This is a genomic window from Amycolatopsis nivea, assembly GCF_004522235.1.
GTDB lineage: Bacteria > Actinomycetota > Actinomycetes > Mycobacteriales > Pseudonocardiaceae > Amycolatopsis > Amycolatopsis nivea.
In genome coordinates, this window is the sequence record NZ_SDLT01000052.1 from 1 (window position 1) to 26,932 (window position 26,932).

General features: G+C 69.4%; 30 protein-coding genes and 1 pseudogene. 24 read left to right on the top strand and 7 right to left on the bottom strand.

The window, feature by feature from the left end; all coding sequences use genetic code 11:
• Positions 1–151: 151 nt before the first annotated feature.
• Positions 152–358, bottom strand: coding sequence for a hypothetical protein (locus EIZ44_RS39410; protein ID WP_134734057.1), 207 nt, complete (start codon positions 356–358; stop codon positions 152–154).
• Positions 359–572: 214 nt separating this feature from the next.
• Here EIZ44_RS39410 and EIZ44_RS39415 point away from each other — a divergent pair, with 214 nt between their 5' ends.
• From EIZ44_RS39415 to EIZ44_RS39440, 6 genes are all read left to right on the top strand, one after another.
• A complete protein-coding gene (locus EIZ44_RS39415; protein WP_134734058.1) occupies positions 573–1,967 on the top strand; it encodes a sensor histidine kinase in 1,395 nt (464 codons plus the stop codon).
• Positions 1,964–2,611, top strand: coding sequence for a response regulator (locus tag EIZ44_RS39420; protein WP_134734059.1), 648 nt, complete (start codon positions 1,964–1,966; stop codon positions 2,609–2,611). The genes EIZ44_RS39415 and EIZ44_RS39420 overlap by 4 nt, the downstream gene beginning before the upstream one ends.
• Positions 2,612–2,680: 69 nt before the next feature.
• Positions 2,681–3,739, top strand: coding sequence for an alpha/beta hydrolase family protein (locus tag EIZ44_RS39425; RefSeq protein ID WP_134734060.1), 1,059 nt, complete (start codon positions 2,681–2,683; stop codon positions 3,737–3,739).
• Positions 3,736–4,038 carry a hypothetical protein gene (locus EIZ44_RS39430; RefSeq protein ID WP_134734061.1) on the top strand — a complete coding sequence of 101 codons (303 nt, stop codon included), beginning with the start codon at positions 3,736–3,738 and terminating at the stop codon, positions 4,036–4,038. Before EIZ44_RS39425 ends, EIZ44_RS39430 begins: the two co-directional genes overlap by 4 nt.
• Complete coding sequence (locus tag EIZ44_RS39435; RefSeq protein WP_134734061.1) at positions 4,035–4,337, top strand: hypothetical protein; 303 nt, start codon at positions 4,035–4,037, stop codon at positions 4,335–4,337. Before EIZ44_RS39430 ends, EIZ44_RS39435 begins: the two co-directional genes overlap by 4 nt.
• Positions 4,334–4,948: a DedA family protein gene (locus EIZ44_RS39440; protein WP_134734062.1), complete on the top strand. Its 615-nt coding sequence runs from the start codon at positions 4,334–4,336 to the stop codon at positions 4,946–4,948. The genes EIZ44_RS39435 and EIZ44_RS39440 overlap by 4 nt, the downstream gene beginning before the upstream one ends.
• 14 nt (positions 4,949–4,962) lie before the next feature.
• Here the strand turns inward: EIZ44_RS39440 and EIZ44_RS39445 are convergent, their stop codons facing one another.
• Positions 4,963–6,165 carry an MFS transporter gene (locus tag EIZ44_RS39445; RefSeq protein WP_134734063.1) on the bottom strand — a complete coding sequence of 401 codons (1,203 nt, stop codon included), beginning with the start codon at positions 6,163–6,165 and terminating at the stop codon, positions 4,963–4,965.
• A 190-nt stretch (positions 6,166–6,355) separates the two neighbouring features.
• Here EIZ44_RS39445 and EIZ44_RS39450 point away from each other — a divergent pair, with 190 nt between their 5' ends.
• The 3 genes from EIZ44_RS39450 to EIZ44_RS39460 all read left to right on the top strand — a co-directional run bounded on the left by EIZ44_RS39450 (position 6,356) and on the right by EIZ44_RS39460 (position 9,703).
• A complete protein-coding gene (locus EIZ44_RS39450; RefSeq protein ID WP_134734064.1) occupies positions 6,356–7,243 on the top strand; it encodes a LysR family transcriptional regulator in 888 nt (295 codons plus the stop codon).
• Between the two features lie 258 nt (positions 7,244–7,501).
• Positions 7,502–9,325, top strand: coding sequence for a murein biosynthesis integral membrane protein MurJ (murJ, locus tag EIZ44_RS39455; RefSeq protein ID WP_134734096.1), 1,824 nt, complete (start codon positions 7,502–7,504; stop codon positions 9,323–9,325).
• A gap of 33 nt (positions 9,326–9,358) precedes the next feature.
• Complete coding sequence (locus EIZ44_RS39460; protein WP_134734065.1) at positions 9,359–9,703, top strand: hypothetical protein; 345 nt, start codon at positions 9,359–9,361, stop codon at positions 9,701–9,703.
• A 7-nt stretch (positions 9,704–9,710) separates the two neighbouring features.
• Here the strand turns inward: EIZ44_RS39460 and EIZ44_RS39465 are convergent, their stop codons facing one another.
• A complete protein-coding gene (locus EIZ44_RS39465; RefSeq protein WP_134734066.1) occupies positions 9,711–10,124 on the bottom strand; it encodes a hypothetical protein in 414 nt (137 codons plus the stop codon).
• A 138-nt stretch (positions 10,125–10,262) separates the two neighbouring features.
• On the opposite strand from EIZ44_RS39465, the gene EIZ44_RS39470 reads away from it, so the two are divergent.
• Positions 10,263–11,471, top strand: a complete 1,209-nt coding sequence (locus EIZ44_RS39470) for an MFS transporter (protein ID WP_167754422.1) — start codon at positions 10,263–10,265, stop codon at positions 11,469–11,471.
• Positions 11,472–11,475: 4 nt separating this feature from the next.
• On the opposite strand, the gene EIZ44_RS46045 is transcribed toward EIZ44_RS39470, so the two are convergent.
• A complete protein-coding gene (locus EIZ44_RS46045) occupies positions 11,476–11,604 on the bottom strand; it encodes a hypothetical protein (protein ID WP_255443806.1) in 129 nt (42 codons plus the stop codon).
• 173 nt (positions 11,605–11,777) lie between these two features.
• On the opposite strand from EIZ44_RS46045, the gene EIZ44_RS39475 reads away from it, so the two are divergent.
• The 4 genes from EIZ44_RS39475 to EIZ44_RS39490 all read left to right on the top strand — a co-directional run bounded on the left by EIZ44_RS39475 (position 11,778) and on the right by EIZ44_RS39490 (position 15,178).
• Positions 11,778–13,055 (top strand): GGDEF domain-containing protein, encoded by a 1,278-nt coding sequence (locus EIZ44_RS39475; protein ID WP_240691541.1) that lies wholly within the window; start codon positions 11,778–11,780, stop codon positions 13,053–13,055.
• Between the two features lie 290 nt (positions 13,056–13,345).
• Entirely contained in the window at positions 13,346–13,942 is a 597-nt protein-coding gene (locus EIZ44_RS39480; protein ID WP_240691542.1) for a bifunctional DNA primase/polymerase, read from the top strand.
• A gap of 446 nt (positions 13,943–14,388) precedes the next feature.
• Positions 14,389–14,688 carry a CapA family protein gene (locus tag EIZ44_RS39485; protein ID WP_134734070.1) on the top strand — a complete coding sequence of 100 codons (300 nt, stop codon included), beginning with the start codon at positions 14,389–14,391 and terminating at the stop codon, positions 14,686–14,688.
• A gap of 79 nt (positions 14,689–14,767) precedes the next feature.
• Entirely contained in the window at positions 14,768–15,178 is a 411-nt protein-coding gene (locus EIZ44_RS39490) for a hypothetical protein (RefSeq protein WP_134734071.1), read from the top strand.
• 23 nt (positions 15,179–15,201) lie between these two features.
• Here EIZ44_RS39490 and EIZ44_RS39495 read toward each other — a convergent pair whose 3' ends face one another.
• Both EIZ44_RS39495 and EIZ44_RS39500 read right to left on the bottom strand, forming a co-directional pair.
• Positions 15,202–16,152 (bottom strand): cation:proton antiporter domain-containing protein, encoded by a 951-nt coding sequence (locus EIZ44_RS39495; protein ID WP_240691543.1) that lies wholly within the window; start codon positions 16,150–16,152, stop codon positions 15,202–15,204.
• A 273-nt stretch (positions 16,153–16,425) separates the two neighbouring features.
• Entirely contained in the window at positions 16,426–18,912 is a 2,487-nt protein-coding gene (locus EIZ44_RS39500; protein ID WP_134734072.1) for an ATP-dependent Clp protease ATP-binding subunit, read from the bottom strand.
• 143 nt (positions 18,913–19,055) lie between these two features.
• Between EIZ44_RS39500 and EIZ44_RS39505 the strand changes: the two are divergent.
• The 3 genes and pseudogenes from EIZ44_RS39505 to ligD (EIZ44_RS39515) form a co-directional block, all read left to right on the top strand.
• Positions 19,056–19,466, top strand: a pseudogene (locus EIZ44_RS39505) (DNA polymerase ligase N-terminal domain-containing protein); the annotation flags it as partial.
• A 145-nt stretch (positions 19,467–19,611) separates the two neighbouring features.
• The gene (gene ligD / locus EIZ44_RS39510; protein WP_134734073.1) at positions 19,612–20,556 is read left to right on the top strand and encodes a non-homologous end-joining DNA ligase; all 945 of its coding nucleotides are present in this window, start codon (positions 19,612–19,614) and stop codon (positions 20,554–20,556) included.
• Positions 20,553–21,416: a non-homologous end-joining DNA ligase gene (gene ligD, locus EIZ44_RS39515; protein ID WP_134734074.1), complete on the top strand. Its 864-nt coding sequence runs from the start codon at positions 20,553–20,555 to the stop codon at positions 21,414–21,416. The genes ligD (EIZ44_RS39510) and ligD (EIZ44_RS39515) overlap by 4 nt, the downstream gene beginning before the upstream one ends.
• Before the next feature lie 102 nt (positions 21,417–21,518).
• On the opposite strand, the gene EIZ44_RS39520 is transcribed toward ligD (EIZ44_RS39515), so the two are convergent.
• Positions 21,519–22,262 (bottom strand): S1 family peptidase, encoded by a 744-nt coding sequence (locus tag EIZ44_RS39520; RefSeq protein ID WP_134667925.1) that lies wholly within the window; start codon positions 22,260–22,262, stop codon positions 21,519–21,521.
• 187 nt (positions 22,263–22,449) lie between these two features.
• Here EIZ44_RS39520 and EIZ44_RS39525 point away from each other — a divergent pair, with 187 nt between their 5' ends.
• The 7 genes from EIZ44_RS39525 to EIZ44_RS39555 all read left to right on the top strand — a co-directional run bounded on the left by EIZ44_RS39525 (position 22,450) and on the right by EIZ44_RS39555 (position 26,920).
• Positions 22,450–23,364 (top strand): hypothetical protein, encoded by a 915-nt coding sequence (locus EIZ44_RS39525; protein WP_037818474.1) that lies wholly within the window; start codon positions 22,450–22,452, stop codon positions 23,362–23,364.
• Between the two features lie 265 nt (positions 23,365–23,629).
• Positions 23,630–23,896: a gas vesicle protein GvpO gene (locus EIZ44_RS39530; RefSeq protein ID WP_037818560.1), complete on the top strand. Its 267-nt coding sequence runs from the start codon at positions 23,630–23,632 to the stop codon at positions 23,894–23,896.
• An 18-nt stretch (positions 23,897–23,914) separates the two neighbouring features.
• Positions 23,915–24,358, top strand: coding sequence for a gas vesicle structural protein GvpA (locus EIZ44_RS39535; protein ID WP_205673453.1), 444 nt, complete (start codon positions 23,915–23,917; stop codon positions 24,356–24,358).
• Positions 24,355–25,083 carry a GvpL/GvpF family gas vesicle protein gene (locus EIZ44_RS39540; protein WP_037818473.1) on the top strand — a complete coding sequence of 243 codons (729 nt, stop codon included), beginning with the start codon at positions 24,355–24,357 and terminating at the stop codon, positions 25,081–25,083. Before EIZ44_RS39535 ends, EIZ44_RS39540 begins: the two co-directional genes overlap by 4 nt.
• The gene (locus tag EIZ44_RS39545; protein WP_037818472.1) at positions 25,083–25,319 is read left to right on the top strand and encodes a gas vesicle protein GvpG; all 237 of its coding nucleotides are present in this window, start codon (positions 25,083–25,085) and stop codon (positions 25,317–25,319) included. Before EIZ44_RS39540 ends, EIZ44_RS39545 begins: the two co-directional genes overlap by 1 nt.
• Before the next feature lie 13 nt (positions 25,320–25,332).
• The gene (locus EIZ44_RS39550) at positions 25,333–25,905 is read left to right on the top strand and encodes a hypothetical protein (protein ID WP_037818471.1); all 573 of its coding nucleotides are present in this window, start codon (positions 25,333–25,335) and stop codon (positions 25,903–25,905) included.
• Positions 25,898–26,920, top strand: a complete 1,023-nt coding sequence (locus EIZ44_RS39555; RefSeq protein ID WP_134734075.1) for an SRPBCC family protein — start codon at positions 25,898–25,900, stop codon at positions 26,918–26,920. Before EIZ44_RS39550 ends, EIZ44_RS39555 begins: the two co-directional genes overlap by 8 nt.
• Positions 26,921–26,932 lie beyond the last annotated feature (12 nt).

The window sequence follows — 26,932 nt, forward strand, 5'->3', positions numbered from 1 at the left end:
GAGTGTCCGTCGTGGACTGTCCGGATCTGCACGCCGGTCGCACCGGACGCGACGATCTCCTGGGCGAGCGTGCGAACCGGGTCCGGAGCAGCGGTATTCGGCGCCAGCAGCGACGCGGCCAGCACCACCGGCACGGCGGTCAACATCGGCGTCAGCCCTTGCGGCGCGCGGCGAAGCGCACGATCAGGATCAGCAGGCACGCCACGGCGATTCCGCCGGAGGTCATCCGGAACATGGTGTCCAGCCCGGTGAAACCGCCGATCGAGTTGGTGGCGGCGCTGGCGACGAAGATCAGGCAGAGCAGGGCGGTGACGGCCGGACCACCGGCCTGGTGGCTGCGGGAGGCTTCCATTTCCATGCCGACGACATTAGGAACCGCCGACGCCCGCCGACATGCCTTCAACACCCGACTTCACGGTAGCGCCAGCGCTACCATGCGCGTTCGGGCCTGCCTGGTCTCGCAAGAACAGTGCGGTTTTCACGGTTCCTTCCTGACGGCCGCAGGCCCGGCTGGCTATTCGGGGTTTCCGGTCGGAGGTGTCGCCGCATCCGCGGTCGGTAAGGTGATCCGCATGGCAGTGGGCCGGATCGTTTGTCTGCTTTTCGTCGCGGCCGTGCTGGGGTTCGAGAGTTTCGCGGGCGGCACGGCCCGGTGGGAGGAACTGCTCGCCGGGCTTGCCGGAGTCGGCCTCGCGGCGGTGCTGGTCCGCCGGTTCCCCTCCGCTGTCGTGGCTTGTGCGGTCGCTGTGGTGCTCGTGCTGTCGTTCGTGCCCGCGACGGCGAATCCCGTCCGGTTCTGGCCCTGGGCCGCCGTCGCCGGGTTCGCTTATCTCGCCGGGCGGTGGGGCGAGGATCGGCTGGGCGCGGTCGCCGCGGTGCTCGGCGCCGGTTTGCCGGTCGTGGTGTTCGCCGAGGTCGCCGAGCGCGGCGGATTCGGTGTCCTTCACGGTCTCTACCGTTGGTTCCTCCAGGTCCTCGTCGTCCTCGCGGTCGCGGGCGGTCCCTGGCTGACGGGGCGCTACCGGCGTCAACGCGCGCGGCTCCACGCTGCCGGGCTCGAACGGGCCGCCTTGCTTGAGCGCAATCGCATCGCGCGGGAGATGCACGATTCCCTCGGCCACGAACTGGAACTCGTCGCACTTCGCGCGGCCGCACTGGAAGTGGCCCCCGCGCTCGACGAGGACGTTCGCGTCCGCGCTGGTGAGGTGCGGGCTGGGGTCACCGCCGCGACCGAGCGGCTGCGCGAGATCATCGGGCTGCTCGGCGAGCCGGTGCCGGACCTCGATCGCCTCGTCACTCGCGCGCAAGCCGCCGGTCAGGAGGTCCGGCTGACCGTCACCGGTGTGCCGGTGAACGTCCCCGCCGTGTATCGGGTGGTGCGAGAGGGGCTCACCAACGCCGCGCGGCACGCGCCGGGTGCGCCGGTGACCGTGGACGTCGTCGCCGAGGGCGATACCACGACCGTCACGGTCGGAAATCCGGCCGCTACTGCGGATTCCGAGTCCGGTTTCGGCATCGCCGGGCTTCGCGAGATCGGGGAGGTCACGGCCGGGATGCGCGGCGACCGGTTCGTGCTGACCGTCGTCGTGCCGGCGGAGGGCCCTCGCCGGGAGCGGGAGCGGCCGCGGCTGTGGCGGCTCGCGCGGGTTCCGCTCGCGGCCGGCGGCGGGGTGCTCGTGCTCGCGCTCGGCCTGTACTTCGTGACCGGCACCGACAACCGGCTCGACCCGGCCGTGTTCGAGCGGCTGGTCGTCGGACAGTCCCAGGAGGACGTCGAGAAAATGCTGCCCCGCTTCCAGATGCTCGGCGATCCCGCGCCCGAACTGCCCGGGCCGGCCCGGGCGGCGGACTGCCGGCGCTACTGGGCGAGCGTCCAGACCGACGCGCGCCTGTTCTATCGCCTGTGCTTCGCCGCCGGGCGGCTGGCGGTCAAGGAAACCGCGCCGCGGGCGGCGGTGTCGCGATGATCCGCGTCCTGCTCGCCGACGACGAACCGCTGACCCGCGCGGGCATCGCCGCCGTGCTCGCCGCCGACCCGGAGATCGAGATCGTCGCGGAGGCCGGCGACGGGCGCGCGGCCGTCGAGCTGGCGATCGCGCACCGGCCCGACGTGGTTTTGCTGGACATCGTCATGCCGGTCCTCGACGGTCTCGCCGTGGCGGCCGAGCTGACCCGCACGGTCCCGACGGCAGGCGTGCTCATGCTGACCACGTTTTCCGCCGACGAGCAGATCGCGGCCGCGCTCGACGGCGGCGCCCGCGGGTTCCTGCTCAAGACCGGTGACCCGCGCGAGCTGTTCGCCGGGATCCGCGCGGTCGCGGACGGAGCCGCCTATCTCGCGCCGACGGTCGCGCACCGGGTCATCCAGCAGGTCCGGGGAAAGCGGCTCTCGAACGAGGCGCGGGCGCGCAAGGCCGTCGACGCGCTCACCCCGCGCGAACGGGAGGTGCTCGCCCTTGTCGGTGCCGGCCTGCCCAACGCCGAGATCGCCCGTCGCCTCCACGTCGTCGAGGGCACCGTGAAGGTGTTCGTCACGTCGATCCTGCGACGTCTCGAGGTCGCGAACCGGGTGCAGGCGGCGATCATCGCGCACGAGGCTGGGCTTCTATGACCTTCGGCTAGTCCGTCCGTTGCCCGGAGACAGATGCCGGGGTACGGCCGCCGCGACGAGTCTGGCCGCATGAGGAAAACCCTGATCGCTGTCGCTCTGATAGCGGCGGCTCTCGTCGGGCAGGCGGGCGTGGCTGTCGCCAGTCCGGCCGCCATGAAGCTGCCCGCGCCCACCGGCCGGTACCCGGTAGGCACGAAGGAACTGCACCTCGTCGACCGGAACCGCATCGACCCGTGGACCGGCAAAGCCCGCGAGATGATGGTGTCGCTGTGGTATCCGTCGGCCGGGAACGGCAAACCCGCCCGCCAGTTCTCGCCCGGCGTCGCGGACTATTACGACCGTCTCATCGGCCCGGGCTCCGCCGATTTCGCGAGCACCGTCACCCACTCGCGCACTGGAGCGATTCCGCTGCCCGTCCGCGAACAGGCCATTTTGTACTCGCCCGGCGCGATGCAATCCCGCTTCCTCGGCACCGCGCTGGTCGAGGATCTGGCGAGCCGCGGATACCTCGTGATCGGCATGGACCACACGCCGGTCGCGCCCGTCCAGTTCCCCGACCGAGTCGAGCTGCCGCAAGCCGGTCTCGACCCGGCGCAGGTGCTGGCCGAACGAGTACGCGACACGAGCTTCGTGCTCGACGAACTCGGACTGTCGCGGGTCGGCATGTTCGGCCACTCCATGGGCGGCTACACGACCGCCGACGCGATGATCGCCGACCCCAGGATCAAGGCGGGCATCAACCTCGACGGCAGCATGGACCCGCGCTACGGCAACGCCGCCCGGGCCGGCGTCACGCGCCCGTTCCTGCTCATGGGCGGCGGCACGAGCAGCGGACGGCCCCGCAACCACCGGCACAACGACGACTGGGCCGCGTTCTGGGCCGCGTCGACCGGCTGGAAACGCGACGTGTACCTGCCCGACGCCGAACACATGAGTTTCACCGACGCGCAAGTCATGCTGCCGCAGGTCCCCGGCGACCACACGGCCATGATCGGCACCGTCGACCCCGTCGGGAGCCTTGCCGCGCAACGGAAGTACGTGGCGGCCTTCTTCGATCTGCATCTGCGCGGCCGCTCCACGACCGTGTTCGACCGGGCGGCGCATCCGGTCGTGGAGCTGATCCCGTGATCGCCGAACTGTTCGACGGGCTCGCGTCCTTGCCTCCGGCGGCGGTTACCGTGGTCGCGGGGGTTCTGGTGTTCGGCGAGTGCACGCTGGGGCTCGGGTTTATCGCGCCGGGTGAAACGGGGTTGTTCGTCCTTGGCACGACAGCGACGGCTCTGGACCGGTTCGTCACTGTTGATCCAGTCGGAAGCTTTGCCGCGCAACGGAAGTACGTCGCAGCTTTCTTCGATCTGCATCTGCGCGGCCGCTCCACGACCGTGTTCGACCGGGCGGCGCATCCGGTCGTGGAGCTGATCCCGTGATCGCCGAACTGTTCGACGGGCTCGCGTCCTTGCCTCCGGCGGCGGTTACCGTGGTCGCGGGGGTTCTGGTGTTCGGCGAGTGCACGCTGGGGCTCGGGTTTATCGCGCCGGGTGAAACGGGGTTGTTCGTCCTTGGCACGACAGCGACGGCTCTGGACCGGTTCGTCACTGTTGATCCAGTCGGAAGCTTTGCCGCGCAACGGAAGTACGTCGCAGCTTTCTTCGATCTGCATCTGCGCGGCCGCTCCACGACCGTGTTCGACCGGGCGGCGCATCCGGTCGTGGAGCTGATCCCGTGATCGCCGAGCTGCTCGACGGGCTCGCGTCCTTGCCTCCGGCGGCGGTTACCGCGGTCGCGGGGGTTCTGGTGTTCGGCGAGTGCACGCTGGGGCTCGGGTTTATCGCGCCGGGTGAAACGGGGTTGTTCGTCCTTGGCACGACAGCGACGGCTCCGGACCGGTTCGTCGTCATGTGGCTGGTCACCACTGTGTGCGCCATCGCGGGCGACCTCCTCGGATACTGGCTGGGACGGCGATACGGGCCCTGGCTGCGACAGACCAGACTGGTGCGGCGGTACGGCGCGGCGGCATGGGATCGCGCCGCGGACACCTTGCGCCGGCGGGGCGCGTGGGCCGTGCTGATCGCGATCTTCCTCCCGGTGCTCCGGACGCTCGTCCCCGCGGCGGCGGGCACGTCGGGCTTGCCGCTGCGCAAGTTCCTGCCTGCCGTGGCTGTCGGGGCGACGGCCTGGTGCGCGCTGCACATCGCGATCGGCGCGGCCGCGGGCGAGGCGGCGCGGCAGATCGAAACCTGGGTCGGCCGGGGGAGTTGGATTCTTCTCGCCGTACTCGTGCTGGGCGCGGCGGGCATGGCGCTCCGCCGCGCTGCTCGGTCACGGGCGAACGTATGAGGCGCGTCTGCCTTCTAGGCTGGCCTGGCGGCAGCTTCGTCAGCCGGGGCGGTGCGCATAGAGGCGAACGCTGATACCAGTGCGGCCGCGGTGAGTCCGACGCCGAACCACATGGCTCCGGTCAGTCCGACGTTGTTCGCGAACAGGCCGCCGAGCAGTGCGCCGAGGGCGATGGAGATGTTGTACCCCATGGTGTTCAACGACATCGCCGCTTCGAACGCGTCCGGGGCCGCGGCCAGGATCATGTTCACCTGGCAGAGATTGGCCGCGCCGAAGGCAATTCCCCACAACGCCACGGACACCGCGAGACCGGCCGGGTGATTGCCGACGAGGAGCAGAAGCAGCAGCGAGACGACGAGCCCGGCGCAGGCGACGACGAAGGTCGCCTTCATGTTCTTGGTGACGGTGTGGGCGGCGGCGAAGTTGCCCGCTGCGCCGCCGACGCCGAAGACGATCAGCAGGACGGTGATCAGACCGGGCGAGGCGGCCGCTTGGCCTTCCATGAACGGGCGGATGAAGGTGTAGGCGCCGAAGTGGCCGAGCACGTAAAGCGTGACGGTGATCATGACTGCGCGCAGGCGGCCGTTGCGCACCGGCAAGAGGAAGATCTCGCGGACGGGGATGGCGTCGGTCGAGGGAAGGGACGGAACCGCCGCGGCCACGAGCAGGCACACGATCGCGCTGAGCCCGGCCCAGATCGTGAATGTCGTGCGCCAGTCGGTGAGATCGGCGATGAAGGTGCCCAACGGCACGCCGACCACCGTGCCGATGGACATGCCCGACAGGACGACCGCGGCGGCGCGGCTGGCTTGGTCCGGCACCAGGCGCGTCGCCATGCTGACGCCGATCGCCCAGAAGACCCCGTGCGCGAAGCCCATGATCAACCGGGTCACGAGGACCACGACGGAATCGGGCGAGTGCGCGGTGATCAGGTTCCCGGCGGCGAGGACGACGAGCAGCGCGGCGAGCAGCGCCCGGCGGTCGACCCGGCGGGTCCAGGCCACGATGAACGGGACGCCGACGCCTGCGGAGACGCCGTATCCGGTCACGACCATCCCGGCGATGCCCACCGAGACGGCCAGCCCGCCGCTCATCGGAGTGAGGAGGCCGACGGGCATGAGTTCCGTGGTGACGAAGACGAACAGGCTCGCCGTGATGGCGGCGACGCCGAGCCATGCCCGCGAAGACGAGGGCGAGGCAGTGCTGGATGAGGACATGCTTCTTCCTGGATTCGGTGGTTCGCGGGGTATCCGGCTCGGTTGCGCTTCAGTGCGCCGAGCCCGTCAGTTCCGGAGACCGGGCGCTCCGGTGTCTCGGGAACTGCTTGTGCGAACCAGTCTCGCGACGACCGATCCATGAGTCCAACACAACCTTGTCATCCCATCTATCGTGATTCACGATGGATAGGTGGAGTTGCAGCAGATGCGGTACGTGGTCGCCGTCGCCGAGACCATGAGCTTCACCCGCGCCGCCGAGCGGTGCCTGGTGGTGCAATCCGCGCTGAGCCACCAGATCGCGCGTCTCGAACGCGAGCTGGGCGCCCGGCTGTTCGAACGGACCAGCAGGCGCGTGCGGATCACCCCCGCCGGGGAAGCGTTCCTGTCCGCGGCCCGCGAGAGCCTCAACGCGGCCGAACGGGCTGCCGCCGAGGTTTCCGCCGCTGTCGGCGAGGTGCGCGGACGGCTGGCTGTCGGACTGATCCCGACTGTCGCCGCGGTGGACATCCCCGACGCGCTGCGCAGATACCGCATCGAATACCCCCAGGTGCGCCTCGGGATCCGGGTCGGCGCCAGCGAAGACCTCGCTGACCAGGTCCGGCAGGGGATCATCGAGGTCGCGTTCCTCGGCCTTCCGACCTCGATGCGGCCCCAAGGAGTCAACGCACGCGAGCTGGCCCGCGACCGGCTCGTCGCCGTTGTCGCCCCGGACCACCCGCTCGCCGGGGAACGCACCGTCGACCTTCGCCGGCTCGCGACCGAGGTATTTATCGACTTGCCGCTCAACACCGCGGGCCGGAACCAGTCGGACGAGGCGTTCGCCGCCGCCGGTCTGAACCGCGAAGTCGCGTTCGAGGTGACCACCGCCGACTTCATGATGGCCCGGCTTGTCCGGCAGGGCTTGGGAATCGCGATGCTTCCGTCGATGTACGTGCCCCAGCTGTCCGACCTGACCACGATCGAGATCACGGACGCTCCGACGCGCGTCGAATACCTCATCTGGGCCGACACCGGGCTGACCCCGGCGGCGACCGCGTTTCTCGAGATGCTGGAGCTTCCGCCGGAAAAGGACGGCTGAGCACGGCTCCGCGGTCGACCGCTGCTGTGCGCGAAGTGACTACGCTGGGGGATCGAATCGACCGTTGACGATGGGGCAGTGTTGGAGAGAGACCCGGAGTGGCCACCCGACCGTCCCGTCGAACGGGTCACCCGGCGCCCGCCGCCTGAGCACCCGCCGGCGGAAGACGGTCATCGCGGGCAGTTGCCGCAGCCGCCGCCGTCCGCGCCGCGATGGCCGCCGGTCCGGTCGTGGCGGCAGGAGCGCGGGCAGAACAGCATGCCGTTCGGCGCGCCGCCGCTGGCACCGGACGATCCGGACGCGACAGTGTTCATCCCGCGCGTCGGCGGGGTGCCCGCGAGTTCTAAGTGGCCGGTCGTCGATCCGGATGCGTTGCGCCCCTACGACTCGCTCGCCACCCAGATGCTGCCGCGGCTGCCCGCCGCCCCGCCCGGCGAAAGGCCGGGACGCCCCGGCCGCCCGCCGCGGGTCGAGCCGAAGGCGCCGTCGATCGCCAAGTCGAGCGGGAAGATGGCCATCGCGTCGCTGGTCAGCCGGGTCACCGGATTCCTGTGGAAGATCATGCTCGTGTGGGCGGTCGGCACCGGCGTGGTCAACGACTCGTTCACGATCGCCAACACGTTGCCGAACAGCGTCTTCGAACTCCTGCTCGGCGGCGTGCTCAGCAGTGTCGTGATGCCGCTGATCGTGCGTTCGCAGGACGATCCCGACGGCGGTGCGGCGTACACGCAGCGCATGCTCACGATGGGACTGACGGTGCTGGGCGTCGGCACCGTCCTCGCCGTGGCGGCGGCACCCGCGCTGACCTCGCTGTACCTGGACCAGGGCGGGCACGCCAACTCCGAACTGACCAACGCGTTCGCCCGGCTGCTGCTGCCCGAGATCTTCTTCTACGGCGTTTTCGCGCTGGTGTCCGCGATCCTCAACGCCAAGCACATCTTCAGCCCGACGGCGTGGGCGCCGGTGATGAACAACGTCGTCGTCATCGCGACCCTGGCGTTGTTCATGCTCATGCCGGGCAAGATCTCGACCGATCCGGTGCGGATGGGCGACCCGAAGCTGCTCGTGCTCGGCATCGGCGTCACGCTGGGCATCGCCGTGCAGGCGGTGCTGCTGGTGCCGCCGCTGCTGCGGACGGGATTCCGCTTCAAGTGGCGCTGGGGCATCGACAAGCGGATGAAGGAGTTCGGCGGCCTCGCGCTGTGGATCCTCGGCTACGTCGCGATCAGCCTGGCCGGCCTCACCGTCAACACCCGGGTGCTGACCAGCGGCGACCCGGGCGGGGTGACGATCTACGCCAACGCCTGGCTGCTCTTCCAGCTGCCCTACGGGGTGATCGGGGTGTCCCTGTTGACCGCGATCATGCCGCGGCTGTCGCGCAACGCCGCGGACGGCGATGTCCGCAAGGTCGTGGCCGATCTTTCCTACGCGTCGCGCATCTCCACGGTGATGCTGGTGCCGATCGCCGCCGTGCTGACGGTGGTGGGCGAGTCGATCGGCATCGCATTGTTCAGCGGCGGCGCGAACTCCGTCGCCCAGGCGGGCCGGCTCGGCGAGGCACTGGCGGTCTCGTCGTTCGGGCTGCTGCCTTACGCGCTGGTCATGTTGCAGCTGCGGGTGTTCTACGCGATGAAGGACGCGCGCACGCCGACCCTGATCATGGTCGTGATGACCGTGGTGAAGGTTCCGCTGCTGTATCTGTGCCCGGTGTTGCTGGACGCGCACAGCATCGTGCTGGGCACCATGCTGGTGAACTCGCTGACGTTCGTGGTCGGCGCGATCCTGGGCCAGGTCTGGCTGTGGGTGAGCCTCGGCCACCTGCGCAGCAAGCGGGCGCTTGGGGTAATCCTGTTCACGCTGGTCGCGAGCGCACTCGGCGCTGCTGCGGCGCTGGCGGCCGGATGGCTCGTGCCGGACTTCGGGGGGCGGGCTACTGCGTGGGTGAAGCTGATTCTGCAGGGTCTGGTTGGGCTCGGGGTGTCGTTTGGGGTGCTGGCGGCGTTGAGGATTGAAGAGCTCGCGCCTGCGCGGAAGAGGCTTGCGCGGTTGGTGAAGCGGGGGGAGCGATCGACGGATGGGTAGTTCGGATTCAGTCGCCTGGCTGGTGCGTATCCGATGACCTCGGAGCAGACTCGTGCGCTGGTTCGGGCGGTGGAACATCTGGCGGAACCGGCCGCTGCGCAGGTCGCTTATCTGCGGGAGCTGCGGACCTATCCGTCCGCGGACGAGCTGGCTCTCGAATTCGACGCTGTGCGCGGATTCGTGCCGGAGCTTTCCGAATCCGGCCTGATCGCGAGTTCGGTCGTCGCGATGCTGGACGCGGTCGACGAGAAACTGGCGGCGATGAGCGGCCGGGAGAACGAGGACCTGTGGCACGCAGACTCGCTGGAGACCTCAGCCGACTGGGCGATCGTGCGCACGCTCGCGAGGGATGGGCTGGTCCGCTTGAACAGATCCTGAGCAATTGTCAGTCAGGGAGAGGCACACCGTAGTAGCTGTGGTATCCCTCTGACCAGCGCTCGACCGAGAACGAGTCGAAGTCTCGGGCTTCCTCGCACTCCGTCAGGTACTCCAGGGCCTCCCGAGCCAGCGTGGCCGGGTGAGCGCGGAGAAACGCCTTGGTTTCGTCCAATCCTGCCCCGCACAATAGTTGCACGTCAATCGAGCAGTGCGCGTCCCAGCCGGACTCTTTGGCCTCCCAGATAAGCAGCACGTCGTTCAGCGAGCCGTAGTGGAATAGCTGTATGCAACAGATTTTCATCAGTTCGGTGTTCGCGTCGAACCCGGCTTGCATCTCTGTCGCGAGGATGCCGCGGATCTCGTCCAACTGGCCGCCAGCGGGATGCAGTCCGTATCGCTCGAGAAGATCGTCCTCGGTCACCTGGCGGATCCTACGGCCGGAGCCGGGAAGGGCGCGCCTGATTTCGGACGGGAAAAGGAATCTCCCGGCAAGACGTGCATTCGCATCCCGTACCTGCGGGGGTGTGCCCGCCCGCCCGTGATCGGCCAAGCTGGGCTCGTGGCGACGTATCGGCAGGTGTTCGGCAGACCGGAGTTCCGGGCGCTGTTCGCGAGCATGGTGGTTTCGGTCGCGGGCGATCAGTTCGCGCGGGTGGCGTTGTCGTTGCTGGTCTTCGACCGGACGCGGTCGGCGGGCTGGACCGCGGGGGTCTACGCCTTGACGTACGTGCCGTCGATTTTCGCCGGTCCGTTGCTGTCGGGCCTGGCGGATCGGTGGCCTCGGCGGCGGGTCATGGTGGCGGCGGATCTGCTGCGTGCGGGGCTCGTCACGGTCATGGCGATTCCCGCGCTGCCGTTGCCTGCGGTCGCGGCGCTGCTGGTGGTGGTCCAGGCGGCTGGGGCACCGGGCAACGCGGCTCGGGCGGCGACGGCCGCGGCGGTTCTGCCGGGGGAGGAGTTCCTGCTGGGCAAAGGCGTGCTGGACACGGTGGTCCAGCTGGCGCAGGTGGCGGGGTTCGCGACGGGCGGGACGCTGGTCGCGTTTCTCGGTCCGGGGCAGGCGCTCGTCGCGGACGGGGTGACGTTCGTGGTGTCGGCGGCGGTGGTGCGGTTCGGGATCCGGGTGCGGCCCGCGCCGGGGGTGGTGGGCGATGGGACGCGGCTGGGGCGGTGGTGGGCCGATCTGCGGGCCGGGACGGTGCTCGTCGTGCGGACGCCGCGGTTGCGTTCACTGGTCGGATTGGCTTGCGTGGCCGGGTTTTACGTCACGGTCGAGGGGCTGGCGGCGCCGTACGCGGAGTCGATCGGCGGGTCCGCTCAGGCAGTCGGGGTGCTGCTCGCGGCGAGTCCGGCGGGGACGGTGCTCGGGATGCTGATCGTGTCGCGGCTGCCGTCGCCGATGCGGATGCGGTTGCTCGGGCCGCTCGCGGTGGCGGCCAGCGTTCCGCTCGTGGTGTGCGCGATTCAGCCGGGGCTGGCCGTGACAGCGGTCTTATGGGGGCTGTCGGGCATGGCCAGCGCTTACCATCTGCCCGCGTCGGCGGCGTTCACACTGGCGGTTCCCGACCATCGGCGGGCCCAGGCTTACGGACTCGCCGCGACCGCGTTGACGACCAGCCAGGGCGCCGGGATCGCGCTGGCCGGGCTCGCGGCGACGGCGGCCGGCCCGAGCACGGTCCTCGCCGTCGCCGGGGTGCTCGGCGTGCTGACGGCGATCGCGGCGGGGGCGGCTTGGAACCGCGCCCGCCGCGCTGCCGAACCGGGGTAGCGGATCAGCGGGCCCACTCGTTCCCGCGGCGGCCCCATTCGTTGCCTCGGCGGATCCATTCGTTGCCCTGGCAGCGGGTCCACTCGTTGCCGCGGGCGAAACGGGTCCATTCGTTGCCGGGTGCGTTGCGCATAGTGATGCCTTTCTCGCGGTGGTTGGTCCGACCGGCGTATCGACGGCCGGTGACAATGCGATTACCGTGATTAATCTTCGTTGACAGGGGCGAATACCAGCGTGACGGGAAAGAGTGGCAGACGCATAACGACGTGGGGATTGTGGTCCCTGCGGCGTCCCGCCCTGTGCCTGGTGCTCACGGTCGACGCCGTGGCGGTCGCGATCGCGGTGCTTTCGTCCCTGTCCGCCGCGATCACCCCGACGCAGTGGCTGTGGTTCGCCATCCTCACCGCGGCCGCGGTCGCGCATCTCGAGGCGGTCCGCACGATCGAGCGGCGTCGCGAGCAGGCGTCGAAGAAAGCGCCGTACACGAATCTCAAGAGCCTGTGGGTGTTCGCCGCGCTGCTGGTGCTGCCGCTGCCGCTCGTCATCGGCTTGACCGCGGTGTCGTATGTGTATTGCTGGTACCGGGTTTACGGGCCGACGATCCTGTTCCGGAAGTTCTATTCGGCCGCGACGTTCGTGCTCGCGTCGGCCGTCGCCTCCGCTGTCCTGGACGGTCCTCTGCTGCCGCACGACGTGTGGTCGCTGCTGCGCGTGGCCGCCGCGGCCGGGGTGTGGTGGCTGGTCAACTACGCCCTGGTCGTCGTCGCGATCGGGTGGTCGTCGCCCGAGAAACTGCCGATTCGGCAGGCGCTGGGGCATCCGGGCGACCAGCTGGTCGTCGCGTCGGCGCTGGGGCTCGGCGCGACCATGGCCGTCCTGCTGGTCCACGAGCCGTGGGCGCTGCCCGCTCCGATGATCGCCGTGCTGTGCGTGCACCGCGATCTACTGCTGCCCCAGTACTTGCGGGCGTCGCGCACGGATCAGAAAACGGGCCTGGCGACGCCGGTGTACTGGGCCGACGTCGTCACCGCTGCCCTCGACCGCGCGAAACTCAGCGAGACCGGCCTCGGCGTGCTTTTCCTGGACGTCGACAAGTTCAAAGCCATCAACGACACCTACGGGCACCCGGCGGGCGACCAGGCGATCCGCGCGGTCGCCGACCTGGTGCGCGCGGAAGTCCGGTCTCAGGATCTCGTCGCCCGCTATGGCGGGGACGAACTGGCGATCCTGCTGCCGGGCCTCGAACCGGGCCAGTTGCTGGCTGTCGCCGAGCGGATCTGCTCCCGGCTCGCGCGTACTCCGGTCGTGCTCACCGCCACTACGGACGGTCAGCCTCGCACGCTGTCCGGGGTGAGCACCTCGATGGGGGTGGCGTCGTATCCCGGCGACGGCATTTCGGTCGAACAACTGCTCATGTCGGCGGACGGTGCGTTGCTGCAGGCCAAGCAGAACGGCCGCAACCAGATCAGGGTCGCAGGAGCGGTGCCGGTGCGGGGGATGCATGGAATGTCCGAGATGCCGTCAGGGAAATCTCGGGAAGATCAGGGCAACGCGGTTGCGGATCATTCTCGTCAAATGCCCTGAATGCGACGCGATATGGCCGCCTGACGGAACCTTCGGCCGGGACAATTTCGTTCAATTCCAGCTGTTCCTGGACCTGCTGGGAGAATCCGAGATGAGCACCCCGTACGAGGAACTCGGTTCGCTTTAGCCGCCACCCTGAACGGTGCGCGCTGCCGGTTTGCTCCCGGTTCACTGGCTGGTCTGCGCCTCGCCGCGGACGCATGGTGGTCGGGCGGTACCCCGGTTCCCGCACCGTCCGTCGCGGCTTGACCTGCGCGGACGGGTCTCGTCACTCGGAAGGGGCTCTTGTGATGACCGCTGTCGCGCGCGGTAGCCGTTCACGTTGCTTGGCTGGGGACCACGGGGTCGCGCTGCGCTCGCTGCGCGCGGCGGCCGAGAACTACGCCGCGCTGGGCTGGCCAGTGCTGCCGGGGCCGGTGTGCGACGGGTTGACGACCTGGGATCCGGTCAGTTTCGAGCGGCTTGGCGGCCGGGAGTCGACGATGTCCCCGTCTGAGGCCACGGTCGATCGCCGGGTGGTTTCGAAATGGTGGGCCGTGCATCGGCAGGCGATTCTCGCCCCGGTAGGAGAGCATTTTGACGTCGTGCGCGCGCCGACACACCTAGGCTGGCGCGCCCTAGCCGCGTTCGACGGCGGGCGCCCGCTCGGCCCGATGGCGTTGTCGCCGCACGGAGCTTTTTTCTTCATCGAGCCCGGGACTTGCGGGGACTCCGAACTGGCGTCCGGGGTGGAGGTTCTTTCTCCGGGTGACCTCGTGGTACTTCCGCCGAGCCGGGTCGTCGCCGGGGTGGTGTGGTGGCGGATATCGCCGTTGGAGCGCGACTTGCTGGGTGACGGGGCCGGGATTTTACGGAAACTTGCCGAGCTTTCCGGCGAATCCGCGTAGGTCTCGCGCGGGCAGGTTCAGCGGTTGCAGCGTTGTTTGGCTATGTCCCATGTTCCGCCGCTGTCCAGGCAATCGGTGAATTCTCGTTGCCCGTCGACCCACGCTTTGTGGCCTGCGCAGACGTCGTATTTCACCTCGTCGCCGTCTCGGCATTCGTAGCCGTACCGGGGCGGCTTCCGGGGCGGAGTTTTGCGCGTCGAGGTCTTCTTCGCGGCTGCTGGGGTTCTCGTGGTCGGCGGTTTTTCGGTGCCGCTCGACGGCTGAGCTGTCGTCGTCTCGGGCGTCGAGGGTTCAGGAGCTGGCTCGGAACTAGTCGCAGAAGGGGACGCGGCCGGTGCTGGCGACGGTGTCGGCGCTGCGCCGCAGCCGACTGCGGCCACGCTCAGGGCAAGCATCAATCCGGGCAACCAATTCCTTGCCATGCAGCCACCTCGACCAGTCCGGCAATGACGATTCCCCTCAGTCGCGTGAGGGGCGACCAACGCAACGTCGGCGAGCACGGCGTCATCGGACCGCAACCACGTCGTGTCCGCTCTGTCGCGCCGGATACCCGGGCACCAGGACAACTCGATCAATCGGATCTTCCTGCCAACGATCAGACATTATTACCGCATTACGGTAATAGCACCGAATCGCGGGAAACCCGGGAGTCCTGCGCGGCGGAACTGGCGGAGTTCGGCTTCGCCCTGGTTTCCCTGGCGACGAACCACACGCTGGACTTCGGGGCGAAGGCCTGCGCGACATGATGCGCGTGCTGGATGCCGCGGGTGTCCGGCATGCTGGGGGGGCGGCGAGACGATCGAGGTGGCGACCCGGCCGTGTGTCGTGTCCGCCACCGGCCAGACGCTGGCCTCCTCCAGGTTCTGTTCCGCGCTTCCACTGGGCTTCAACGCGACGGCCGAGCGTCTGTTGATCGGGGCGATCCGGGTGCGGCAGAGCTTTGAGTTCGACAGCACCTTCTTCGACGAACCTGCGGGTACACACCTTTCGCGCATTCCGGCGCACACAAACCGGACATGGGAAGCGCTCCTAGCACGATGGGCGATCACGTCGGGCGAAGTGCCGGTCCGGGGTGCGTCGGAAACCTGCTGGCGGAAAGCGGGCGGATTCCGCTTTCGTTCCACCACCGTGTCGGGTCGCGATTCCCTGACCGGGATTTCCGTACCCCAATGGGGATTTCTCGGCAACGCGGCGGGGCTGGTGCGAGGGAACGTACGTGAGGGGAACCCTCATTGACTCTGATTCCCTCAGGGTTCCCCTCACGTACGCCAGCGTGACCGCGCGGCTCGGCCAGGGTGCCGCGGCACGTGCGCACCCCGCTCTTCGACCCGGCGCATCACCGGCGCGGCCAGAATCCCGTGTATCAGCACGGAAAGCGCCACCGCCAGCGCGCCCACCCGCCACAGCTGGTCGGCGCCCGGCAGGTTGGCTTGGTGGAGTCCGTAGGCGAGGTAGTAGAGCGTTCCGATGCCGCGCACGCCGAAGAACGCGATCGCGAGCGCGGCGCGTCCGCGGGCGGGGGAGCGGATGAGGGAACCGACTCCGGTGAGCGGCCGGATAACGAACACCGCGACAGCCGCGAAGAGGACTTCGAGCAGGGTTGTCCCGCGCAGCAGGCCGTCGCCGAGGGCGAAGCCCAGACCCAGCAGCGTGATGGCGACGAAGAGCCGTTCGAGCTGGCGGCCGAAGGTGTGCAGGACCTCGTGGTAGCCGTGCGAACGCTCACTGGTCCGCACGCACACGGCTGCGGTGAACACGGCGAGGAAACCGTTGCCGTGCAGCAGTTCCGCCACCGCGAACGGCAGGAAGGCCAGTGCCAGCAGCACCAATCCGTCGGAATATTCGGCCAGCCGGAAGCGCGACGACGGGATGCGGAAGAACGCCCACGCCAGGAGCCGGCCGAGGGCGAGCCCGACCAGCACCCCGATCGGCAGCGGCAGCAGCACGTCGGTGCCGATCGACACGTGGGTTCCCGCCAGCAGCAGCGCGACGAGGACGAACGGCATCGCGAGACCGTCGTTGAGGCCCGCTTCGGTGGTGAGGGTGAAGCGGATCTCGTTGTCCCGCGCCAGATCCGGTTCCACGCCGGGGTCGGGGACTCCGACGTCGCCGGCCAGCACCGGGTCGGTGGGGGAGAGCGCCGAACCCAGGAGCAGCGCGGCGGCGGGGGCGAGCCCGAGCCACCACCAGCCGAGCAGGGCGACATCCATCTTCGCAGCCCGAACGGCCGGTCCACGGACAGGCCCGCACCCGCCAGCGCGAGCACGATGCCGAGCTGGGTGAAGGATTCCACCACGTCCGCATGCTGGGCGGGCGAGGCCCAGTCGCCGAGGTAGGGCAGCGGCAGCAGGCCGAGCAGCAGCCCGGCGAGCAACATCACCAGCGGGGTGGAGAACGGGCGGTCGGCGACCAGTTTCGGCAGCACGGCCGCGGCGAGCGCGAGCAGTCCGGCGACGCCGAACAGGACCGGGAGCGGCGGCACCTCAGGCGGTCGCTGAGGTGTCGAAGCGAAGTCCCTCGTCGCCCGCGTCCACGCGCACCGCGGTGCCGGGCGCGACGTCGCCGGACAGCAGCCGGCTCGACAGCGGGTTGTCCACGTACCGCTGGATCGCCCGCCGCAGCGGCCGCGCGCCGAACTGCGGTTCGTAGCCCAGTTCGCTGATCCGCCGCACCGCCTCCGGCGTGAACTCGACGGTGAGACCCTGCGCGTGCGCCCGCCGTTTCGTGCGCTCCAGCAGCAGTTCCGTGATCCGGTCGAGCTGGCCGGCTTCCAAGCGGCGGAAGACGACGATCTCGTCGATCCGGTTCAGGAACTCCGGGCGGAACGATTCGCGCAGCCGCCGCATGAGGCGTTCGCGCAGCTGGTCGCCGTCGCCGTCGGCGGGCTGGACGAAGCCGAGCGCGCCGTGGGTCGAGCTGCCGACGAGGTCCGAGCCGAGGTTGCTGGTCATGATGAGGACCGTGTTGGCGAAGTTGACCGTGCGGCCGCGGCCGTCGGTGAGACGGCCGTCGTCGAGGACCTGCAGCAGCACGTTGAACAGGTCCGGATGCGCCTTCTCGACCTCGTCGAGCAGCACCACGGAGTACGGACGGCGCCGCACCGCCTCGGTGAGCTGGCCGGCGTCCTCGTACCCGACGTACCCGGGCGGCGAACCGATCAGCCTGCTGACGGTGTGCCGCTCGGAGTACTCGCTCATGTCGATGCGCACCATGCTGTCCTGGTCGCCGAACAGCGCCTCGGCCAGCGCCCGCGCGAGTTCGGTCTTGCCGACGCCGGTGGGGCCGAGGAACAGGAAGCTGCCGAACGGCCGGTCGGGCTCCGCGAGCCCGGCGCGGGACCGCCGCACCGCCTCGGCGACCGCGCGCACGGCGTCGTCCTGGCCGATCACGCGGTCGTGCAGGTGCTCCTCCAGGCCGAGCAGGCGCTCCCGCTCGGTCTCGGTGAGCCGCGTCGCGGGCACGCCGGTCAGCCGGGAGACGACCTCGGCGATGTCCGCGTCGGTGACCTCCACCGGTCCGCCTGGGCGTTCGACGGGTTGTTCGAGACGTTTCCGCACGTCAGCTGCCTCGTCGCGGAGCGAGGACGCGCGTTCGAAATCCTCCTCGGCGACGGCCTGGTCCTTCTCGCACTGCAATTGGTCGAGCCTGGCCTGCAGCTCGCGCTGGCCGTCGGGCTTGGTCCGCGCGCGCAGCCGGACGCGAGCACCGGCCTGGTCGATCAGGTCGATCGCCTTGTCCGGCAGGAACCGTTCGGTCAGGTAGCGGTCGGACAGGTCGACGGCCGCCCGCAGCGCGTCGTCGGTGTAATGGACCTGGTGGTGGGCCTCGTAGCGGTCGCGGAGGCCGTGCAGGATCGACACGGCGTCCTCGACAGTCGGCTCGGGCACCAGGATCGGCTGGAACCGGCGTTCCAGCGCCGGATCACGTTCGATGCCGGTGCGGTACTCGTCGAGCGTGGTCGCCCCGACGATGTGCAGCTCGCCGCGCGCGAGCGCCGGTTTCAGCATGTTCCCGGCGCCCTGGCCGCCGCTGCCCTCGCTCGCGCCGGCACCGACGATCGTGTGCAGCTCGTCGACGAACACGATCAGCTGGTCGCCGTGCTCGCGGATCTCCTTGAGCAGCGCGGACATCCGCTCCTCGAAATCGCCGCGGTAGCGCGTGCCGGCGACCATCGCGGTGAGATCGAGCTGCACGACGTGGCGGCCGCTGAGGATGTCGGGCACGTCGTCGTCGGCGAGCCGCTGCGCGAGGCCTTCGACGATCGCGGTCTTGCCGACGCCCGCCTCGCCGATCAGCACCGGGTTGTTCTTGGTTCGGCGGGACAGCACCTCGACGGTCTGCTCGATCTCGTCGTCGCGGCCGATCACCGGGTCGATCCGGCCGTCGCGGGCGCGGGCGGTGAGGTCTTCGCCGTACTGGGCGAGCGTCGGGGTGTCCTGCAGCGGTGTCGGGCTGTCCGCGGCGGAATCCTGCCGGAGGCGGTCGGTGGTCACGCCCTCTTCCCGCAGGATGCGGCCCGCTTCGGACTCCTCGTTGGCGGCGAGCGCGGCCAGCAGGTGCTCGGGGCCGATGAACGGGGAGCCGAGCCCGCGGGCGAGCTGGTGGGCGTCGATCAGCGTGCGTTTCGCACCGGGCGCCAGCGCGGTCGCCGTGGTTTCGCCGTTGGCTGCGTGGTCGCGTTCGACGCGTCCGGCGACCTTGGCCGGGTCGACCCCGGCGCGGGTCAGCGCGCGCGCGGTGGCGGGCAGCTGGGTGGCGGCCCACAGCAGGTGCTGGGTGTCGACGTGCCGCCCGCCCCACGCGCCCGCGCGGTCCGCCGCCTCCGCGACGAGCCCGCGAGCCTGGTCGGTGAGCAGGCGCGCCACGTCGACCGAGTAGCCGCGGCGGCCGGGCGCGGCCTGGCCGAAGAACTGCGACAGGAACTGGTCGAAGGGGCTGTTGCCCTGGCCGGGCGGGAAAAATCCGGTCATCGGAGCGCTCACATCTCGGAATCGGGGTCAGGAGTCCGCTTACCCGCTGCCCGCGCCGGTAAACGGGCGCCGCCGGTCGTGCCTCCAGGCCGCACGTTTCGCGCTCCCGGCGTGCGGGCACCCGGGCGGTCGGAGGTGGTGGGATGTCCTCGAAGGACCGGCTGGCCGCGTACCGCGCCAAACGCGACCCGCGCCGGACCCCGGAGCCGAGCGGGGGCCGCGGGAACGCCGAACCGGTGTTCGTCGTCCAGCGGCACGACGCGAGCAGCCTGCACTTCGATTTCCGGTTGGAGATCGGCGGCGTTCTCGTCTCGTGGTCGGTGCCGAAGGGTCCGTCGCTGAATTCCTCGGACCGGCGGCTCGCCATCCGCACCGAGGACCACCCGCTCGACTACGCCCGGTTCGAGGGCACCATTCCCGCCGAGGAGTATGGCGGCGGCACCGTGATCGTGTGGGACACCGGCCCGTTCGACGTGCTCACCGACGACCCGGCCGACCAAGCCCTCGAAGACGGCCATCTCAAGGTCTGCCTGCACGGCGAGAAGCTGAAGGGCGCCTTCTCCCTGATCCGCCGCGACTCTTCCGGCCAGGAGCAGTGGCTGCTGATCGAAAGGACGACGAGGGCGCCGACCGCCGCCGCAAACCCGCGAAGACCCAGCTCGAATCCGTGCTCACCGGACGCACCAACCGGGACCTCGAATGACTGGTCCTGGCTGGCGCGAGCCGACCCTCGCCACCCTCACCGACCGCCGCTTTTCCGACGAGGACTGGATCTACGAGCGCAAGCTCGACGGCGTACGCGCGATCTGCGTGCGCGACGGCGGCACGCCCACGCTGTACTCCCGCAACCGCAAGGTGATGGACAACGCGTACCCCGAGATCGTGGAAGCCCTTGCCGCGCAAGGCGGACCGCGATTCGTCGCGGACGGGGAGATCGTCGCGTTCGACGGGGACCAGACCAGTTTCGCCGCGCTCCAGCCGCGCATCCACCTGACCGATCCGGAGCGCGCCCGCGCGACCGGCGTGCGCGTGTACTACTACCTCTTCGACCTCCTGTACTACGACGAGCAGGACACCACGCCGCTTCCCCTGCGCGAGCGCAAGTCGATCCTGCGCGACGCCTTCACCTTCAAAGACCCGCTCCGCCTGTCCTCGCACCGCAACACCGAGGGCGAGAAGTACTTCGAGGAGGCGTGCCGCCGCGGCTGGGAGGGCGTGATCGCGAAACGCGCCGACGCGCCGTACCACCACGGCCGCTCGCCGGACTGGCTGAAGTTCAAGTGCCAGCAGGGGCAGGAGATGGTGATCGGCGGGTTCACCGCCCCGCAGGGCAGCCGCATCGGTTTCGGCGCGCTGCTGCTGGGCTACCACGAGAAGGGGCGGCTGCGGTACGCGGGCAAAGTCGGCACCGGGTTCGACCACCGGCTGTTGACCTCGCTGCACGCCGAACTGGTCCGGCGCGAAACGGACGGTTCGCCGTTCGCCGATCCGGTGCGAGAGCCGGGTGCGCGCTGGGTGCGGCCCGAGCTGGTCGCCCAGATCGGGTTCTCCGAGTGGACCCGCGACGGCCGGTTGCGGCACCCGAGGTTCACCGGCCTGCGCGAGGACAAGAAGCCGTCCGACGTGATCCGGGAGCACCCGTGAAGATTTCCCATCCTGACAAGGTTTTCTACCCCGCCGACGGTCTCACCAAGGGCGACGTCGTCAAGCATTACCGCACGGTCGCGCCCGCGATGCTGCCGCACCTGCGCGGCCGCCCCCTCACGCTGCGGCGGTACCCGGACGGCATCGAGTCCGAGGGGTGGTTCCAGAAGCATCCGGGCGAGCACTTCCCGTCGTGGCTGCGCACCGAACGCGTGCCGCGCCGGGGCGGCGGGACCGACGAGTACGTCGTGTGCGACGACGAGGATTCCCTGCTGTACCTGGCGGACCAGGGCACGGTGGAGTTCCACGTCTGGCTGTCTACTGTGGACGCTCCGGAGAGGCCGGACCTGCTGGTGCTCGATCTGGACCCGCCGGACGGCACCGACGTCGCCGACCTGCGCACCGCAGCCCGCCGCATCCGCGACCACTACGCCGACGCCGGTCTCGCCGCGTACCTCCAGGCCACCGGCGGACGCGGCTTCCACGTCGTGGCGCCCCTCGACGCCACGGCGACCACGGACGTGGTCCTGGAACTCTCCCGAGCCTTGGCGGACCGCATCGCCGCGGCCGACCCGGAGCACCTGACCACCGCCCAGTGCAAGGACCGGCGCGGCGACCGCGTCTTCGTGGACGCGAACCGCAACGGCTACGCCCAGACGTTCGTGGCCCCGTACTCCCTGCGCGCCCGCCCCGGCGCGGCGTCGGCGACCCCGCTGGACTGGAGGGAACTCGGCAAGGCCGAGCCGAACGGCTGGGGCCCGGACAAACTGCACCGGCGGCTGGCGCGCAAGGACGACCCGTGGCGCGGAATGGAGAAGGACGCCGGATCAGCGGAGAAGGCGCTGGAAAAGCTCAGCTGACCCGCCTTTCCCGCCACCGGGCTGTCCGTGAAGGACTCCTTGGGGGAATCAGATTCCGTCAAGGAGCCCTTCACGGACGACGTGCACCAGGGCCCGCGGCGATCAGACCCCGGAGACCTGCTGAATCCAGTCCCGCCCGGCGGCCACGCTGCCGTAGGTGGTGACGCTGGAGCGGTCGCTGGTGGAGCACACCCCGACCTGGATCCCGCCGTCGACCATCGGGCCGCCCGAGTCGCCGCCCGCCACCGCGCCGTTCGGGGTGCTCGCCGTGATGGCCGGTCCGCCGGAGTTGTCGCTGTCCTGGGTGTTCGAGATCGTCACCTCGGCCTTCTTCAGCACGCTCGACTGGTGGTGGCCCTCGTCGGTGCTCTGCGTCGCGCCCCAGCCGTACACGGTGGCGCTGTCGCCTTCCTGCGCGTCGTCGGAGCTGCTGGCGAGGCGGGCGTACGTGCTGCCGCCGTCGGTGTTCAGTTTGATCAGCGCCAGGTCGCCGCCGGAGTAGACGTAGGTGGAGGCGGCCTTGGCGTGCACGCCGCCGCTGGCGCTGTTGGAACCGATGTACAGGTCGATGTCGGTGAGGCGCTGTCCGTTGTTGTCGTACATGCAGTGCTTCGCGGTGAGGACCCAGCGGCTGCCGATCAGGGTGCTGGTGCAGAAGAAGGTGTAGCCGTTCGCGTGGCCGTTGAAGCGCGTGATGTAGCCGGGGTTCTGCGCGGTGCTGCCGCCGATGATCGACGGCTGGGCGGCGGGCGCCGCGGGGCTCGCGGACGCGGGGGTCACGGCGAACGCGCCGAGCACCGCGCAGGAACCGGTCAGCACGGCGAGGGCCCGGGTGAGTGCGCGCATGTCGCTCCTTGGGGACAGTTTCCGATGGGGGACGCTTCCGAACGTAAGCAGCGCGGCCGGGCGGCGGAATCCGCCGAACCGCCGGTAGCGGGCAAGCGGCGGCGACGCGACTTTCGGCGGGTTGCCAACCGGTGAACGGATGCCGAGAATCCGTCTCGACCGGTCCGTTTTTTCCAGGAGAGGCGAAATGCGGTTGTTCGCCCCGGCTCCGGGCGGGGAGCGGCTGGCCAAGGCACTGGCCGAGGGGCCCTTCGAACGCGCCCTGACGCTGGCGATCGAGCGCAGCGGCCTCGGGCTGGCGCGGCTGCGCGAACGGCTCGCGGCCTCGGGCGTACCGGTCAGCACGACCACGCTCAGCTCCTGGCGCACCGGGCGCAGCCGTCCGGAACGGCCGGAATCGTTGCGGGCACTGGCTTTGCTCGAGCCGGTCCTGGACGTCCCGCCGGGGACGCTGCGCGCGCTGCTGGACCGGCCGCGCACCGGCGCCCCGGCCCCGCGCGCGGCGCGCTGGGACCGGTTGTGGGAGAACCGCAGCCTGCTTCCGATGGTGCTGAACTCGTTCGAGGACTCTTCGCCGGAATCGGTCAGCGTGCACGAAACCCTGCACGTCGACGCCGTGGGACGGATGCGCGGTCTTCACGTGCGGGAAGTGCTGCGGGCGCTGGACGAACCGGCGTTCGTGCGCATCGTCGCGCTGCGCGGGTTCACGCCCGGGCAGTCGCCGGCGCTGGTGTCTGCGCGGTACTGCCGGCCCGGCGTCGTGCGGACGACGCCGGAACAGGCGTTCTCGGTGACGGAACTCGTCCTCGACCATCCGCTGGCGCCAGGCGAGACGGGGATCGTCGAGTACCGGTTCGCGTTCCGCGACGAGGAACCGGATTCGCGCTACGACCGGCGGTTCCGGCTGCCGATCGCGGAACACCTGCTGGAAGTGCATTTCGATCCCGCGGCGCTGCCCGCCGAATGCGTGGCCTACCGGCAGGACTCGCCGTCCGGGCCGGAGCAGGAGACCGCGGAGGTCCGGCTGCGGCCCGGCGTGCCCGCGCACGTGATCCGGACCGGGCAGGGGGCCGGAATTCACGGAATGCGGTGGCGGTGGTGATTTCGTGACCGTCCGCGATCCACTGCGGACGGCCGCGGTTTGTCCTTCTTGGACAGACAGTGCTTTCCGTTGGGAACAGAGCGCTTCGCGCGCGGTCCGCTACTGAGCGTTCGATTCTGCGCTGACTGGTGGGCGGCGCTGCGCTGTTCGGCGCAATTTCGATGTTCCTGGCGAGTAGGCAGTTTTGGCCGGAGCACCCGGGGTAGCCGACTCCACATGTTTCATCGGCCTGACGAGAGTGGACGCGACGACGGCCGGAGGCGTGATGGCTGAAAACAGCCGGTCGCCCGCCGGGCTCATGCGCGACGCGCGTGCGGTGTTCGAGGAGCTGACCGAAAAGGACATCGAATCCGTGTCGGCGTTCACCCGGGACGGCGACGGATGGAAGCTGCTGGTCGAAGTGCTTGAGCTGGAACGGGTTCCGGACACCACCAGCCTGATGGCCACGTACTGCGTGCGGGTCGACGCACAGGGCGGCTTCCTCGGCTACGAGCAGGTCCGGAAATACGCGCGCGGCCAGATCGACGCGTGAGGAAGGGAAGGCGATTTCATGACCATGGCGACCGGACGGCAGGGCCAGAACGGCCAGCTGCAACGCGGGCCGGGCACCGGAAACCTCTACGACATCCTCGAACTGATCCTGGACAAGGGTCTCGTGATCGACGCGTTCGTGCGGGTTTCGCTGGTGGGCATCGAATTGCTCACTGTGGACGCGCGGATCGTCGTGGCCAGTGTGGACACTTATCTGCGGTTCGCCGAAGCGTGCAACCGGCTGGATCTCACCCGTGCTTCGAGTGCCATGACGCTGCCCGACTTGCTGGGCGAGGTGACCGAGAAAGGCGCCAAAGGGAAGTCCAAAGGCGCGTTGACCGGTGCGGTCGAGACGTTCGCCGAGCAGTTCCAGAAGTCCAGCGACAAGGACGAGAAGGACGAAGAGCCCGAAGAACGGCCGCGCGCTCGCAGCCGGCGCAGCAGTGCGAGGTCGAGCGAATGAGCACTTATCTGTACGGCATCACGTTCGCCGATCATCCCGCGGAAGTGGGCGATCTGCGCGGCGTCGGACCGTCGCCGTCGCCCGCGCGGGTGCTGGCGGCCGGAGACGAACTCCGTGCGGTGGTCGGCGATGTCGAGGGTGAACTGCGGGCGAAGCGCAGGGATCTTCTTGCCCACCAGGAGATCTTGCAGGCATTGTGCGAGAAGGGGCCGACGTTGCCGATGCGCTTCGGTGTCGTCGCGGACGACGACACCGCTGTCGAGGAGGAGATCGCGGCGAAAGCCGAGGTGTACACGGCTGCGCTGCAACGCGTCCGCGGACATGTGGAGATGAACGTCAAAGTCTCGCACCGGGAAGAGGCCGTCCTCGGCCAGATTCTCGCCGGGGACGAGGAAATCCGGAACTTGGCCGCGAGCTTGCGGGAGGACGCCGGTCGCGGGCAGGCGGAGCAGGTGCGGTTCGGCGAACTGGTCGCCGGACGGCTGGAGGAACGCGAAGGCGAGGATGCCAACGCGGTGCTGAGCTACCTGCTTCCGCTGGCGTCCGAGCACGCTCCGGGACCGCGGGTCGACGGATGCTTCTTCAACTGCTCGTTCCTGGTGCCGCAGCAGAAATTGGCGGAATTCCAGGACGCGGTGCAGCGGCTGACGACCCTGGTCGAGGAAGTGGCGGAGGTCCGCGCACAAGGACCGCTGCCTCCGTACAGCTTTACCGAGGACGAATAGTGGGACTGCTCGGCGAGATTCTCCTGCTTCCGCTGGCGCCGGTGCGGGGCGTGGTCTGGGTGACCGGGCAGGTCGTCGACGCCGCCGAGCAGGAGCAGATCGCACAGCTGCAGCGGGAGCTCGTTGCGCTGGAAAAGGAACTGGTGGCCGGCGGGATCACCGAAGAGGAGTTCGACCGCAGAGAAGACGAAATACTCGATCTGCTCGAAGAATTCGACCGGGGGGTTGCCGGATGAACGGAGCGAACAGATGACACCGGGAATGAAGGTCGCGGCCGCCGTGGTCGGCGGTTACGTGCTCGGGAGACGGAAGAAAGCCAAACTGGCCATCACCATGGGCGCCTGGCTCGTCGGGCGGAAGCTGAACCTGGATCCGAAGAAGCTGCTGTCGGACGTCACGCGCGAGCTGGCTTCGTCGCCCGAACTGGCCGGGGTCCGCGATCAGGTGCGGGACGAGGTGCTGGGCGCGGGCAAGACCCTGGCCGCGGACATCCTGACGCACCAGGCGGGGCGGCTGGCCAGTTCGCTGCAAGAGCACACCGACACCCTGCGGGACAAGGCCGCTGGTCTCCCGGCGGCGGTCAGCGGTCGCGACGACTCGGACGATCAGGAGCCGGAAGACGCCGACGACAACGAGGACGGCGGTACGGAAGAAAGCGAAACCCGGCCCCGTGCGCGCAAACGTCCGGCGAAACCGCGTGCGACGCAAGGGTCGCGCAAGTCGTCCGGCAGTTCGTCGAGTTCGACTTCGCGGAAACGGACGTCCTCGGGCGGCCGTACGCAGAAGCGCTCCTCGGGCACTTCGGGGGTGAACCGTGGCTGAATCCCGTTCTGACAACGACGAACTCGGTCCCCTGGCGAAGCTGCGGGAACTGGCCGCGCGCAACCCCGCGACGGAACAACTGCTGCATGCTGGCGAGGAATACGCACAGGCCAAGGCCGAACAGGTGATGTCTTCGGCAGGCAGCAAACTGGGCGAGGCGTCCCGGCGGCTGGCCGACGCGGGCGGCAGCGGCTCGCTGAAGGGATTGTTCAGCGCGGGCGAGAAGATCGCCGAAGGGAAATCCCCGGTGCGGGCGGCGGTCGAGGCCGGCGGCACCGCCCTCAAGAACTCGGTGTCGGGGCTGTTCGGCAAGCGCGGCAAAGGGTCCGGCGGCAAGAAGATCATCAATATCATCGAGGACATCGACATTGGTGTGCCGGTCCGCGAGGCATACGACCAGTGGACCGAATTCCAGAAGTTCAGCAGTTTCGCCAAGGGCGTCACAAGCGCCGAGCAGACCGACGACACGACGTCGCAGTGGCGGTTCAAGATCTTCTGGTCGAATCGGTCGATGAAGGCCACGATCACCGAACAGATCCCCGACGAGCGGATCGCGTGGACCACCGACGGGGCCAAGGGCACGATCAAAGGCGTCGTGACCTTCCACGAACTCGCCCCGAGCCTGACGAAGGTCCTGCTGGTCATCGAGTACTACCCGGCCGGGCTGTTCGAGAAGACCGGCAACATCTGGCGCGCGCAGGGCCGCCGGGCGCGGCTGGACCTCAAGCACTTCCGCCGGTTCATCACGATGGCGGGGGAGGCCTCGGGCGACGGCTGGCGCGGCGAGATCCGCGACGGCGAGGTCGTGCGCTCCCCGGAGCAGGTGCGGGAGGACGAGGGCGAGGACGGCGGCGAAGACGAACCGCGCGAGGAAGAGGACCGCGGCGACGACGAGCCCGAAGAGGAAGACCTTCCCGAGGAAGACGAGGACGACCTCGACGAGGAAGACGAAGAGGAAGACGACGAACCCGAGGACGAACGTCCCCGGGGCCGCCGCGCCGTCGCGGCGCGGTGACGAGGAGGCAGC

Bases quoted from the DNA above. Each gene is read 5' to 3' on its own strand.
- EIZ44_RS39535 (WP_205673453.1), top strand. From the start codon at position 23,915: ATGACCATGGCGACCGGACGGCAGGGCCAGAACGGCCAGCTGCAACGC.
- EIZ44_RS39530 (WP_037818560.1), top strand. From the start codon at position 23,630: ATGGCTGAAAACAGCCGGTCGCCCGCCGGGCTCATGCGCGACGCGCGT.
- ligD (WP_134734073.1), top strand. From the start codon at position 19,612: ATGACTGGTCCTGGCTGGCGCGAGCCGACCCTCGCCACCCTCACCGAC.
- EIZ44_RS39420 (WP_134734059.1), top strand. From the start codon at position 1,964: ATGATCCGCGTCCTGCTCGCCGACGACGAACCGCTGACCCGCGCGGGC.
- EIZ44_RS39540 (WP_037818473.1), top strand. From the start codon at position 24,355: ATGAGCACTTATCTGTACGGCATCACGTTCGCCGATCATCCCGCGGAA.
- murJ (WP_134734096.1), top strand. From the start codon at position 7,502: ATGCCGTTCGGCGCGCCGCCGCTGGCACCGGACGATCCGGACGCGACA.
- EIZ44_RS46045 (WP_255443806.1), bottom strand. From the start codon at position 11,604: ATGCGCAACGCACCCGGCAACGAATGGACCCGTTTCGCCCGCGGCAAC.
- EIZ44_RS39485 (WP_134734070.1), top strand. From the start codon at position 14,389: ATGACGATTCCCCTCAGTCGCGTGAGGGGCGACCAACGCAACGTCGGC.
- EIZ44_RS39500 (WP_134734072.1), bottom strand. From the start codon at position 18,912: ATGACCGGATTTTTCCCGCCCGGCCAGGGCAACAGCCCCTTCGACCAG.
- EIZ44_RS39460 (WP_134734065.1), top strand. From the start codon at position 9,359: ATGACCTCGGAGCAGACTCGTGCGCTGGTTCGGGCGGTGGAACATCTG.
- EIZ44_RS39520 (WP_134667925.1), bottom strand. From the start codon at position 22,262: ATGCGCGCACTCACCCGGGCCCTCGCCGTGCTGACCGGTTCCTGCGCG.
- EIZ44_RS39525 (WP_037818474.1), top strand. From the start codon at position 22,450: ATGCGGTTGTTCGCCCCGGCTCCGGGCGGGGAGCGGCTGGCCAAGGCA.
- EIZ44_RS39480 (WP_240691542.1), top strand. From the start codon at position 13,346: ATGACCGCTGTCGCGCGCGGTAGCCGTTCACGTTGCTTGGCTGGGGAC.
- EIZ44_RS39425 (WP_134734060.1), top strand. From the start codon at position 2,681: ATGAGGAAAACCCTGATCGCTGTCGCTCTGATAGCGGCGGCTCTCGTC.
- EIZ44_RS39410 (WP_134734057.1), bottom strand. From the start codon at position 358: ATGGAAATGGAAGCCTCCCGCAGCCACCAGGCCGGTGGTCCGGCCGTC.
- EIZ44_RS39550 (WP_037818471.1), top strand. From the start codon at position 25,333: ATGACACCGGGAATGAAGGTCGCGGCCGCCGTGGTCGGCGGTTACGTG.
- EIZ44_RS39495 (WP_240691543.1), bottom strand. From the start codon at position 16,152: ATGGATGTCGCCCTGCTCGGCTGGTGGTGGCTCGGGCTCGCCCCCGCC.
- EIZ44_RS39445 (WP_134734063.1), bottom strand. From the start codon at position 6,165: ATGTCCTCATCCAGCACTGCCTCGCCCTCGTCTTCGCGGGCATGGCTC.
- EIZ44_RS39415 (WP_134734058.1), top strand. From the start codon at position 573: ATGGCAGTGGGCCGGATCGTTTGTCTGCTTTTCGTCGCGGCCGTGCTG.